This window comes from Alteromonas sp. I10 (assembly GCF_003201515.1).
Lineage (GTDB): Bacteria > Pseudomonadota > Gammaproteobacteria > Enterobacterales > Alteromonadaceae > Alteromonas > Alteromonas macleodii.
Genome location: NZ_QJJN01000005.1, coordinates 258,603 through 271,991 on the forward strand (window position 1 = coordinate 258,603; position 13,389 = coordinate 271,991).

The 13,389-nt window shown below is 46.7% G+C and carries 5 protein-coding genes; 3 read left to right on the top strand and 2 right to left on the bottom strand.

The genetic code is table 11. The features are described from left to right. The first annotated feature begins 92 nt into the window (after nucleotides 1-92). From BZA03_RS12150 to BZA03_RS12160, 3 genes are all read left to right on the top strand, one after another. Complete coding sequence (locus BZA03_RS12150) at nucleotides 93-3,026, top strand: TonB-dependent receptor (protein ID WP_039229007.1); 2,934 nt, start codon at nucleotides 93-95, stop codon at nucleotides 3,024-3,026. 98 nt (nucleotides 3,027-3,124) lie between these two features. Continuing rightward, complete coding sequence (locus BZA03_RS12155) at nucleotides 3,125-9,262, top strand: pectinesterase family protein (RefSeq protein WP_110288922.1); 6,138 nt, start codon at nucleotides 3,125-3,127, stop codon at nucleotides 9,260-9,262. A 144-nt stretch (nucleotides 9,263-9,406) separates the two neighbouring features. Beyond that, nucleotides 9,407-11,230, top strand: a complete 1,824-nt coding sequence (locus BZA03_RS12160) for a DUF885 family protein (RefSeq protein WP_110288923.1) — start codon at nucleotides 9,407-9,409, stop codon at nucleotides 11,228-11,230. Between the two features lie 89 nt (nucleotides 11,231-11,319). On the opposite strand, the gene groL is transcribed toward BZA03_RS12160, so the two are convergent. Together groL and BZA03_RS12170 are read right to left on the bottom strand one after the other, a co-directional pair. Beyond that, complete coding sequence (gene groL / locus BZA03_RS12165; RefSeq protein ID WP_014951270.1) at nucleotides 11,320-12,957, bottom strand: chaperonin GroEL; 1,638 nt, start codon at nucleotides 12,955-12,957, stop codon at nucleotides 11,320-11,322. A 40-nt stretch (nucleotides 12,958-12,997) separates the two neighbouring features. After that, on the bottom strand, nucleotides 12,998-13,288 hold the full coding sequence (locus BZA03_RS12170; RefSeq protein WP_012520088.1) for a co-chaperone GroES: 291 nt from the start codon (nucleotides 13,286-13,288) through the stop codon (nucleotides 12,998-13,000). Between the last annotated feature and the right edge of the window lie 101 nt (nucleotides 13,289-13,389).

Sequence of the window (13,389 nt, forward strand, 5' to 3'; positions counted from 1 at the left end):
TTCCTATCTGACAAGATCAATACTGCCACCGGTGGCATAGCAAAATACAAATACTACAGCTATGTCGATTTTGGAATTTAGGAGTTCAAAACATGAAAGTGTTTCAATGGACAGCCCTCGCTCTAGCCGTGTCCACGGCGTTTTCCAGCATGGCGCAAACTGCACCCGCTCAGGAAAATACCGAGCAAACTGAAACAAATGAGACCCCTAGCGAAATTGAAGTAGTTGAAGTAAAGGGTGTTAAACAGGCAGACCTTAAAGCGCGTGACTTAGAACGCATGAAAAGCGGCTTTAGCTCTGTTATTTCTACCGATGATTTAGGCAATTTTGTTGATCAGAACGTGGCGGAGTCCCTTCGACGACTGCCGGGTGTTACGCTACAGCGCTCTGAAGGCGAAGGTAAGTTTGTCACCGTACGGGGCTTAGGACCCGGCTTCGTATCCATAAATATGAACGGCGCACAAATGTCTGGTGCAGGCGAAGAACGGAAAGTGGGATTAGACGCACTTCCTGCTGACCTTCTCGGTACCATTGAAGTGCTGAAAACACTCACCCCAGACCAAAACCTAAATTCCATTGGCGGTACAGTCAACGTTAAAGCAATTTCAGCTTTCGATCGCGGCAAAAATACATTAAAAATGCGTGTTCAAGACGCATATTCAGAAGCGCGCGAAAAGCACTCTCCGAAATTTAGCTTAGACGGCACCCAGTTTTTCCTCGACAACACCTTTGGTATTGGCTTTGCCATCTCTCACGAAGACCGCAAAACCCAGATAGACGAAACGCGCCACCACAGCACCAACGAAATGAAGTTTTACACCGCCGACTTGGGTAAAACAGAAGAAGAAATTGCCCAGGGTGACGAAATTCTAGCGCCTTCTCAGTTAGAAGTTCGTCGCGAAATTGCAGGAAGAACTCGTCAAGCAGCAGCACTAAACCTCGAATACAAGCCCTCTGCAGACGCTTACTATTATGCCAAAGGCACGTTCACTCAGTTTGAAGATGATGATCGCGCACAGCGAGAATTTTACGATTTTCAAGATGCAGGCTCTGTCGGAAACGACGAAATTGTATACGTAAACGGTGCTACGAAAGAGTTCATTCTTAGCGATATAGACGTATTCCACCAGCATTTCCTACAAGAAAGTAAGAACAAAACCATAACGTTCAGCTTAGGGGGCGAAAACCGTATTGCTGAACGCTTCGTGTTTGACTACGAATACGCTCAATCTCGCTCTGAAGAAGACTCCACTGGTGACCGCCGCGTTCAGTTTCGTGAACGAGACCTGATTGTTTATGGTCAAGGCGGTCGCGACAACATTAACGCCCGCATTTTAAGCCCACAGGAAGCTGCTGAAATCGCAGGCCTAACCTACGACCCGGAAAACAGTATTTTTGGAACGTCGGGGAGTGGCGATGGTTCTGATCTTTCAAATTATCAATTCGATAACCTGTTTTTAGAGGGCGGAACGCGAATTGATGAAATTAAGACAGTAAACCTTAACTTGCGAACCGACATTTTTAATGACTGGTTAAACACCATTAAATTTGGTGTGCAGGTGAGCGAGCGCGATCACGTGCGTGACAAGGACCGGTGGAGTTTCGACCCTTCTGCCGGCGACTGTAGCGACGATGCATGTATTGCCGCAGTTAACTCTACCCTTGCCGACTATGACACCCAAATACCTTCAAACAGTGCATTCCAGCTGCCGTTTGAAAGCCGCGCAGTTGTCGACCAAATTGTTGATGCCACTCGTCAAACGGTTGAGCCTGCCACAAATGGCGAAGTGTCGATCGAAAGCACTAAGGGCGACTACAGCATTACCGAAGATACGCAGGCTGTATACGCAATGGCAGAGTTGCCATTAGGCGCAGATGCCACACTAACAACCGGCGTTCGCTGGACACAAACCGAGTTCTCTTCTACCGGCTTTTTGTCTTTAGAAAACGATGACTTTGAGTTTAATGGCGCAGGCGCTGGTGCATTGGATATTGCTATCCCTCTTCCAGAAGCGTCTATTAAATACAGTGAGTTTTTCCCTAGTGCACACATTAAATGGGAACCGAGTGAAAACTTCTTAGTGCGTGCCGCAGCATGGACGAGTTTTACTCGCCCGTCGTTTAAACAAGCCCGTGCATTTGCTGTGTTTGACAGCGATATTGAGCTTTGTCCTCCGGGTTCTGACGATTGTGATGACAGTCAAGGTGGCGCATCGCTTCAACAGTTAAGCCAGTATGTGTTGGGTTCTGATAATGCACTAGATGTGGGTAACCCTAACCTCGTTGCAATGACATCTATTAACTACGATGCGTCAATTGGCTGGTATCCAAGCGAAAACCTCTTTATGGAAGCGGCAGTTTTCTATAAAGACATCGACAACTTTATCGTAGATGTAAACGGAATTGGCATGGCGCTTAATGACCTGCCGCTAACGCTTCCGGTAAACCAGGTGACTGAGTTTGTTATTCCGCAAGATTTATATCTTAACGAGATAAACATTACCGTTAACGGCAACAAAGCCTCGGTTATCGGGTTAGAGCTTAGCTACAACCAGTACTTTGAAAATGGTCTATTCATTCAAAGTAATGCCACCATCCTAGATAGTGAAGCCACGCTGGATAGCAGTATTCGTCAAGGCAAAGTGGCACTGCCCGACCAAGCTGATACCACCTTTAATCTTGTATTTGGTTGGGAGAGCGAAACGTTCTCAGCTCGCTTAATTGGTAACGTGCGTTCTGAAGTTCTTGAACAAATTGGCTCTTGCCCAATTACTGCCGATCTTAACGACCCGAAAGGCTGCAAGATTTGGGGCGACCAATATCAAGATTCGGTTAAAAGCTTAGACTTTAAACTTCAGTACGACATTACTGAGTACGCACAATTGTACTTTGACGCCATCAACCTTACCGAGGAGTCTGACCTTCGCTACTTCCAAGGTAACGCGTTAAGCGGCGGCAACATTCTGTACCAAAAAGAAGAATACGGCCGCAGCTACCAGCTGGGTGTAAACATTAAGTTCTACTAATTGTCTGCGCCGGGGAAACCCGGCCTTTTCCACATAATAAAGCTGGAGCGGACATGTAGTGCGGTAGTACGCCCAGTAAAATATGGAGATTGAGTACCATGAAACTCACGAAAATTGCTGCCCTTATGGGCGGCGTTATTCTCGTTGCCGCCTGTGGCGAGAAAAGCTCTACCAATGTAACCCTCCCCCCCGACCCAGCACTTACTGGCGTATTTGTAGATAGCCCCGTTGAAGGAATCAATTATTCCTCTGCTTCTGTGGAAAACGGTACCACTAATGCGCAGGGTGAATACTCTTACTTCAGAGGAGAGCAGCTCGCTTTCAGCATAGGTCAGCTGACGTTTCCAGAAACACCGGCATCAAGCGTTATCTCTCCTCTTGACCTGTTCGCAACTGACAACCCTTTTAACCAGTCGGTCGTAAACACGCTTCGACTTTTACAATCTCTTGATACCGATGGCGACCCAAGTAACGGTATATCGCTAAGCGCCAGTGCTGGCGATGTGGCGGTAGCTACGCTAGACGAAGGGCAAACCATTGAAGACTTCTTTAATCAATCTGATGCAGATTTTGCAGCCGATGTAGAGGTGTGGCTTGGTTCTGCTGGCGGAGCCAGTGCTACGCTTGTGGATAAAGCACAGGCTATCAGCCATTTCGTAAATTACCTTGAAGCCGAATTAGGCACGCTCTTCCCTAACACCTTTGATGTAACCCGCTTCACAGGCGACATTTACGCACCAACACTGGAAGGCAGAAATGTATCGCAAGCCACTTACACCTTTACGCCAGACGACGAAACGAATTTGTCAGGTACATTCGTAAGAGTGCACGGTGAGGAAAGCACAACGGGTAACTATGAATTCTCTTTTGGACGAAAAGTCATAGCCCTTAGCTATGGTGAGCAAACTGAGTATCTTATTTCCCGTGCTTTCAACACGGTTAACGAGGTATACAGCCTGTGCGTGGTATCCCCAGATAACGCTCAGTCTATGCCGTTAGTGCTGCATGTTGAAAGCTGTCTTGCCAGCGAAGACCCGCAAAACTACCTGTTTGCTTTTACCCAGGAACAAGCAGATGTTGAACTGGCAAAGCTAGAGGAAGCAGCGAATTCCATCCAGGCTGCGCTTGAAGAGAATTTCGATACCGACACCGATACGTTTTTCTCATCGTCGTACAAGCGTTTAAGTGAAGAGCCAGACGCCGGTGCGCTTTATTATGTAACGGGTGGCAGCCCGCTAGTCGACGCCACCACAGGTCAACTTACCCTTGAAGGCGATCGATTCAGCATAGGTAATGCTGCAGCCAACCCAGGAGCCAATACGTCGGCATCAGATACGGTAGGCATGGGTATTTATAACCTTAGCGAAGGTTTTACCATTAGCTTCGACGTTATTTCTCATAATGGCGGCGGTACGTTCAGCCTTTATGTAGATAACAACACCACAGGTCAAGATAACTCTGTACACGGTGCTGCTTCTAAGTTTGTAAGCGAAGGGTTAGCGGACGGCACAATGGTACCCGGCACGCAATTTACCTATACTTATGAGCCAGGTGACGATATTGGTGGCGGCGATCCTAGTGCACCTGACGCGAAAATTCTCGACAGCTCGGTAACTAATAGCTTCTTCCAATTGCGCACAGATTCGAGTGCCACTATCACTATCGATAACTTAAAAATTGAAACGGTAGCTGACGCAGTTGACCCAGTGCCTCCGGTTGAGCCTGAGCCTACCGAACCTGAAGAGCCCGAAGTTATTCCAAGTGTACCGCTGCCGCTTTCCTATACCTTTGCAGGCGAAAGCGAGGATATTTTCTCGACAAACTTTGCCGCGATTGAAAATGCAGCGGGTGAGCAAGTCGCCATGTTTACCATTACCGGTGGCTCGGTAACGCAAATTGACACTGGTATTCAGCTTGACGGCGGACGCTTCACCCTTGGTAATACTGAACCTGATACCCAAAGCTCGTCTGACGATACATCATCAACCGGTGCACTGGATTTGAGCCGTCCTTACAATGTTATCTTTGATGTCATTTCTGCTGAAGATTCCGAAGGCGACAACAAATTCCAGATTTACGTGGATAACAATACTTCTGGCAGCGCCAACTCACACCTAGGTTCAGATTCTCGTTTCTTTAATGAGCCTGTGCTCGATTTAGTACCGGGAACCACCATGACAGTAGAAGGACAGATAGCAACGCCTAACTCGTACCTTCAATTTAGAACGGAAAGTGGCTCTATTGTGGTCATCGACAATATTCGCATTGAATATATTGATGAAAACACCCTGTTAGAGGAGACGTTTGAAACAGACGCTGACACCTTCTTCAGCCCTGAATACAAATCAACTGATGGTGGTGCCACGCCGTTTTATAGCGTAACGGGCGGCGGCTCAGGTTTAGTGATCTCCGAAGGCCAACTAGCTATCGACAGCGCACGCTTTACCATGGGCAACAGTACCCCTGATACAGACACAACCGCTGATGACACTGTAACCACGGGTATATTAGATTTAAGCCGTGAATATACCATTAGTATGGACATCATTGCCGTTGAAGACAGTGAAGGCGACAACAACTTCCAGATATATGTAGATAACAACACCAGCAGTAGCAGCAAATCGATACATGGTGGCGACTCTAAATTCTACAGTGAACTGGTTAATAACCTTGTGCCAGGGCAACGCCTAACTATCGATGGATTTATTGGTACACCCACCTCGTTCCTGCAGCTTCGTACTGAAAGTGGCAGCAAAGTGGTTATCGATAACTTTGTTATATCGTATGTGGGTGAAGCGCCAGATGACAGCAAGTTTAGCTGTGAAAATGAACCACAGCTTTACTTCTGTGACGACTTTGCATCGGGCTCTTTAGATAACTTCACACTTATTTCAGACGACGCGGGCTCAAACGGCCCACAAGGCACGTTTGATGTTGTAGAAGACGACGGCAACAAAGTGATGCGCTACACCGCTGGCGGTGAAGGTGGCGAAATTTTCTTGGTTAAAGAGTCGGTGCTTAGCAACCTGCCAGAAAATGGAAATTACTTTGTTGAAGCGCGCATTCGTCCAAGACAAAACAGCACCACGCGAAACAAACAGATCTTCCTTCTAGGTCGTTATGATAGCGCTGGAAACTGGTACGGCGGAGGTTTGAATGTACAAAACTCGTCAAGCAGTACACAAGTGGAAGTAGCGGTAAGTACCGAAGGTAGTATTTCTCGCCCTGTCCAAGCTAAGTCACCTATTGTACTGGGTGAAAAAGACGGTACAGACGGCACGTGGTACCGCGTACGTTTTGAAATGGAAAACGAGAAACTCACCGTTTATTTAGACGGCGAGAACATGGGTACAGCAGAAGATACAACCTATAGTGCAGCGGGACTGATTGGCCTTTTCACTAATAACCGCTCGTTCGAGCTGGACGATTTAAAAGTGGGTGACCCCGCTGTTAAACCAGTTCAACTTACTCTGGATTTCAAAGAAACAAAGTGGGAAACCACCACCAGTAGCGATCCGTTGTTCGTTTACGTTACCGCAGTACAAAACGACGGTATAACTGAAGACACGTTTACCGTAACCAGCAGTGATGCGAGTGTGGTCAGCGTAGAGCAGCAAGGCCCACAAGTTACTATTACCCCTCGCGCTGCCGGAAGTGCAATGGTAACTTGTACCTCTGGCTCTGACCCTACATTAAGCAAACACATTACCGTTAATGTTGGCGAAGGCTTTACCATGCCTACCGCCACCTATGGCGACTTATTCCCAGACACCACACCGTATTCGGGCAATAACAATGCGTATACCGATACCCTACTCTCGTTAACCTTCGACAGCGAACCCACCTTAGGAAGTAGCGGTGAAGTGCGCATTTACAATGCGGCAGACGACACCCTGGTAGACGTTATCAATATTGCAGCTGATGAAGACTTTATTGGCTTTGAAGGCCAAGACAGACAGCGCAAAGTGGCTTACCGCCCAGCGTCAGTTGTAGGCAACAAATTAGTGATTAAGCCTCATACAAATGCCCTTCAATATGGTCAGTCGTATTACGTAGCCATTAGCGATGGTGCGGTAACCGGCGCAACGCTAAATGGTGAAAGCTTTAGTGGTATTGGCAAGAGTGCGAACTGGCGCTTTGCAACAAGAGCCGCTGCACCTTCTGGCGCGAATGTTACCGTAGATGATGACGGCGAAGCGGATTTCCGCACGGTGCAAGGTGCGCTTAATTACGTGATGCAAAACGTAAGCAGCGATACGCCATCTCGCATTACGATTCGTGACGGCGAGTATCAGGAAATGCTGTTCCTTCGCGGTAACAACAATGTCACGCTTCAAGGCGAGAGCCGAGACAATACCGTGGTGTACTACGATAACTTTGAAAGCTTTAACAGCGGTAGCGGCAAGAGCGAAGCACCTGCGGCGGGCACGCCATCAGGCGGAAGAAGCGTATTTTTAGTGGAAGGCGTAGATAACCTGACGCTAACGAACTTCACTTTGAAAAACTCACACATCAGAAGCAACGACTACTCTAACCAAGCTGAGACGATTTACTTTAACAGTGATTCAGGTCGTCTAACTGCCGTTGATATGAACTTTGTGAGTGAACAAGATACGCTGCTGTTAAAAGGCTTTAGTTGGTTCTACAACTCATTGATTGCCGGCAACGTTGATTTCATTTGGGGTTACGTAAATACCGCACTGTTTGAAAACAGCGAAATTCGCACCATTGGCGACTCTAAAAATGGTAACCCTGACGAAGACACAGCGGGCGGCTACATTCTACAAGCTCGCGTACCTGATATTTCTTATAAAGGGTTTATCTTCTTAAACAGCAGCTTCACCAATGGCACAGGCCCTATTGGTAACGGTGTACTCGACGACTCTACGTATATTGCAAGAAGTGGCGGCAGCGCGAGCTACTTCGACAATATTACGCTTATTAATAACCGTTTCGACACCCACATTGCCACTATCGGCTGGGCGGGTGAAGGAGTACGCGACCAACCTGCCCCAAACCCTAGCCCTGCAACCGCAGCAGCTGGATGGCGTGAATACGGCAGCATGGATATGCAGGGTAACCCGCTTGATCTTTCAAGCCGTCAGTTTGCCCACATTCTTACCGACAGCGAAGTGACTGAACTTACCAGCAGAACGGCAATATTCTCTCACTTTAATAACGGCGAAGGCTGGGTGCCAAGCGAGCCTAACTTACCGAATGTAGCACCTGCTCCAACGCTTGATGCGTACGGTTTTGCGCAATACAACTATGCATTAACCGGCGGTGCTGGCGGTACAGTAGTCACCGTAGATAACGGCGCAGACCTGCAAGCGGCACTAGATAGCGCAGCGAACAGCAACACCCCAGTGACGGTTTATGTAGATGGCACCATTACCGACGCAAACAATGGCGGTACGGGCTCACCGATTGAAATAAAAGACATGAACGATGTGTCAATTATCGGGGTTGCAGACAGGGGCGAATTCGACGGCATTGGCATCTTAATTCGACGTGCAAATAACGTGATTATTCAAAACCTGAAAATCCACCACGTGCTTACTGATGGTAAAGACGCTATCTCTATTGAAGGTGATAACGACGGCTCTACCACCAGCAACATTTGGATTGACCACAATGAGCTTTACAGCACATTGTCTGTGGACAAGGATTTCTACGACGGGTTAGTAGATAGTAAACGCGGCGCGAAAAACATCACTATCTCTTACAACTACCTTCATGATCATTGGAAAGCCTCGTTACACGGCCACACTGAGAATGATGTAGACAGTGATAATACCGAGCGTTTAATTACCTTCCACCACAACCGCTTTGAGAATATCGAGTCACGTTTACCGTTATTCCGCTACGGTCACGGTCACTTGTATAACAACTATTACAATCAGATATCCTCTACGGCAATCAATTCAAGAATTGGTGCAGAGCTACAGGTAGAAAACAATGTGTTTGAGAACACGCAAAACCCAATTGTTTCTTTCTACTCAGACGTTATTGGATATTGGAACACGTCAGGCAACCTGTTTGGCGAAGGCGTAACTTGGACAACGCCAGCTGATGGTGACGTTGTAGCAGGACCTGATGCCACGCCAACATCCAGCTACGAAGTGCCGTACGACTACGTACTAGATGATGCCGACGTGGTTAAGCAGCGAGTTATCAACTACTCGGGCGTAGGTAAGATCAACCAGAATGCCGATGACATTCCTCCGTTAAACTAACTCCCAAAAGAGTTAGCACAAACAAAAAAGGCGCTGCTCTATGAGCAGCGCCTTTCTTTTTAAACCGGGTTCATAATTACCATTTACTTTTATTAAGTTTTTCCGTTAACGTAAACGTTGGATAAAATTCGGACAATAATAACGATGAAACGATTTTTTAAATGGATTGGTACTGGTTTACTGGTAATTGTATTGGCAGGCGGTACTTTTGCTGCGCACGAGTGGTATGCGGATAAACCTTTTTACTTTAATAACCTACTTAACCGAGAAATGGTGAAAGTAGCTTTTGATAGTCCTGAAACCTTAACCTCTCTCGGTTTTTTAGAATCAATGGGCATTAAAGGCCACAACGCCGAGCTTGATGACGTTAGCCAAGAAAAAAATGAAGCCTTGTTTGTAAAAGCCCATGATATACGAGAAAAAGTTTTAGCGTATGACGACGAAGATTTAAACGACGATGAGCAGCTTTCAAAAGAAATCACGCTGTACTTGCTTGATTATCTCATTAGTAACGAGCCGTTTCAGTATCACAGCTACCCAGTAAACCAGCTTTTCGGTGTACAAAACGGGTTTCCAAGCTTTATGGAAGGTCAGCATCAGGTTAATGATGCTACCGACGTAGAGAACTATTTAAGCCGTTTGCGTGCCGTAGACGAGAAATTCGCGCAAGTACTTGAAGGGCTTAAGCTTCGTGAAGAAAAAGGCATTATCCCTCCGCGCTTCGTGATAGACCGCGTACTAGATGAAATGAATGGCTTTATATCTTCGCCAATAGAAGAGAATATTCTTTACAGCTCACTGAAAGAAAAGATGTCTAAGGCTGAAGAAATCTCTGCGGAACAGCAAGACGCATTTTTAGCTGAAGCTCAAACAGTCATAGGTGATGACGTTGACCGCGCCTACCAGCTATTTATAGATTACTTCACCACGCTTCAAGCCAAAGCTGGCAATGACCACGGCTACTGGCATTTACCTGACGGCGACAAAGTGTACGCCAATGCGCTGCGTTTTTTCACTACCACCGACATGACTGCCGATGAAATTCACAACCTAGGCTTAAAAGAGGTAGCAAGAATTCAGGACGAAATGTTGACTATTCTTGCTGGTGAAGGCTACGACGTAACTCAGGGCTTCTCTAGCGCGATGGACGCGTTAGCCGCCGATCCTTCTCACTATTACGAAGACAGTGATGAAGGCCGCGAGCAAATTCTAAAAGATTACCAAACCATACTTGATGAGATTGATGCAGGTATAAGTGATGTATTTAGAATTCGCCCTGAGGCCGGCATGGAAGTGGTACGTATTCCGGAGTTTAAAGAGAAAACTGCACCTGGCGCCTACTACCAGCAGCCCGCTATTGATGGCTCTCGTCCGGGACGATTTTATGCCAACTTGTATGATATTAAAGCAACACCTAAGTACAGTATGCGTACATTGGCCTATCACGAAGGCATTCCGGGACATCATTTCCAGGTAGCCTTGGCGATGGAACTGGAAGGCATGCCCTTTATTCGCAAAATGTCGCCTTTTACTGCCTACACCGAGGGCTGGGCTTTGTATTCAGAATACTTAGCATGGGAGATGGGCTTTCAAGATAAACCTCTAGATAACTTGGGGCGCCTTCAAGCTGAACTATTCAGAGCAGTACGCTTAGTGGTAGATACGGGTATTCACGATAAACGTTGGACCCGTGAAGAGGCAATTGACTATATGGTACGCAACACAGGTATGGCGCTTAGCGACGTTACATCTGAAATTGAGCGCTATGTTGTTATGCCGGGTCAGGCCACCTCTTACAAAGTGGGCATGATTAAGATTTTAGAAATTCGTGAGAAAACGAAACAAGAATTAGGCGATAAGTTCGACTTACGCGATTTCCATGACGTGGTACTTAAAAACGGTGCGGTGCCACTTGCCATTCTTGAAGAATTGGTGGACGAGTATATTGCAGAAAAACAGGGCGCATAGCCTGTTACGCTCTAGGTTTGTCACACAAACAAAAAAGGCGCTGCTCTATGAGCAGCGCCTTTCTTTTAAGCGTTAAGCTTGGGGGATGATTACATCATGCCGCCCATTCCGCCCATTCCGCCCATATCAGGCATTGCTGGTGCGTCTTCTTTAGGTAGTTCAGCTACCATTGCTTCAGTTGTGATCATTAGTGAAGCAATTGAAGATGCGAACTGTAGTGCAGAGCGCGTTACTTTAGTTGGGTCAAGGATACCCATCTCTAGCATGTCGCCGTAAGTGTCGTTACCTGCGTTGTAACCGTAGTTACCTTCGCCATTCTTCACTTCGTTAACTACTACAGATGCTTCTGCACCTGAGTTGATAGAGATTTGACGTAGAGGCGCTTCCATTGCACGTAGTGCAAGCTTAATACCTACGGTTTGGTCGTCGTTGTCGCCAGTAAGGTCAGCAAGTTTGGCTGCTGCGCGAACTAGTGCTACACCACCACCAGGTACCACACCTTCTTCAACCGCTGCGCGAGTTGCATGAAGTGCATCTTCTACGCGGTCTTTCTTCTCTTTCATTTCAACTTCAGTTGCTGCACCAACTTTAATTACTGCAACACCGCCAGAAAGCTTAGCTAGACGCTCTTGAAGCTTCTCTTTGTCGTAGTCTGACGTAGAGTCTTCAATTTGGCCTTTGATTTGAGCACAACGGCCTTCAATCGCTTCTTGGTCGCCGTTACCGTCAACAACAGTTGTGTTGTCTTTGTTGATAACTACGCGCTTAGCAGTACCTAGGTCTTCAAGCTGCACTTTTTCAAGGTCTAGACCAATCTCTTCAGAGATTACTGTACCGCCAGTTAAGATAGCGATGTCTTGAAGCATTGCTTTACGACGGTCACCGAAACCTGGTGCTTTAACCGCTGCAACTTTAACAATACCGCGCATGTTGTTAACTACTAGTGTAGCAAGCGCTTCGCCTTCAACATCTTCAGCGATGATCATTAGCGGCTTACCCGCTTTCGCTACGCCTTCAAGGGTAGGAAGTAGTTCGCGGATGTTAGAAATCTTCTTATCAACCAATAGGATGAACGGGTTGTCTAGCTCAACAGTACCGTTTTCTTGGTTGTTGATGAAGTATGGAGATAGGTAACCGCGGTCGAACTGCATACCTTCAACAACGTCTAGTTCGTTTTGAAGTGCCTGACCTTCTTCTACAGTGATAACACCTTCTTTACCTACTTTTTCCATTGCCTGAGCAATGATGTCGCCAACTTCTGAATCAGAGTTTGCAGAGATAGTACCTACTTGAGCGATAGACTTGCTGTCTGCACAGTCAGTAGACAGAGCTTTAAGCTCTTCAACTGCTGCCGCAACCGCTTTGTCGATACCGCGCTTAAGATCCATTGGGTTCATACCCGCTGCAACGCTCTTAAGACCTTCAGTAACGATTGCTTGAGCAAGTACAGTAGCAGTAGTTGTACCGTCACCTGCTTCGTCATTCGCTTTAGACGCAACTTCTTTTACCATCTGCGCGCCCATGTTCTCGAACTTGTCTTCAAGCTCGATTTCTTTCGCTACAGACACACCATCTTTAGTGATAGTAGGTGCACCGAAAGACTTGTCTAGAACAACGTTACGGCCTTTTGGACCTAGTGTTACTTTAACTGCGTTAGCTAGTGTGTTTACGCCTTTTAGCATTTTGCTGCGAGCGTCATCACCAAAACGTACTTCTTTAGCTGCCATGATTAAATTCCTCTAAAATTCGTTTTAACGTTAGTTGTAATTACTCAACAATCGCTAGAATGTCGCTTTCGCTTAGGATTAGTACTTCTTCACCATCCAGCTTTTCTGTTTTAACGCCGTAACCGTCGTTGAAAATAACGGTGTCGCCTACTTTAACGTCTAGCGCTTTAACTTCGCCGTTCTCAAGAATGCGACCGTTACCTACTGCGATTACTTCGCCGCGTGTAGATTTTTCTGCTGCAGAACCAGTCAGAACGATACCGCCTGCAGATTTGCTTTCTTGCTCTGCGCGCTTAAGGATTACGCGGTCGTGTAAAGGACGAATTGCCATTTTCAAGTCTCCTGAAAATTCCACTATTCAAATGAATGTAATTATCGACATTCAGACAATCTAAATGCCGTGTGTTTAAGGTTGCTCATTGCTGAGCAGTT

What these genes read in the sequence shown, in the direction of transcription:
- BZA03_RS12150 (WP_039229007.1), top strand. Translation starts at nt 93, where the DNA reads ATGAAAGTGTTTCAATGGACAGCCCTCGCTCTAGCCGTGTCCACGGCG.
- BZA03_RS12155 (WP_110288922.1), top strand. Translation starts at nt 3,125, where the DNA reads ATGAAACTCACGAAAATTGCTGCCCTTATGGGCGGCGTTATTCTCGTT.
- BZA03_RS12160 (WP_110288923.1), top strand. Translation starts at nt 9,407, where the DNA reads ATGAAACGATTTTTTAAATGGATTGGTACTGGTTTACTGGTAATTGTA.
- groL (WP_014951270.1), bottom strand. Translation starts at nt 12,957, where the DNA reads ATGGCAGCTAAAGAAGTACGTTTTGGTGATGACGCTCGCAGCAAAATG.
- BZA03_RS12170 (WP_012520088.1), bottom strand. Translation starts at nt 13,288, where the DNA reads ATGGCAATTCGTCCTTTACACGACCGCGTAATCCTTAAGCGCGCAGAG.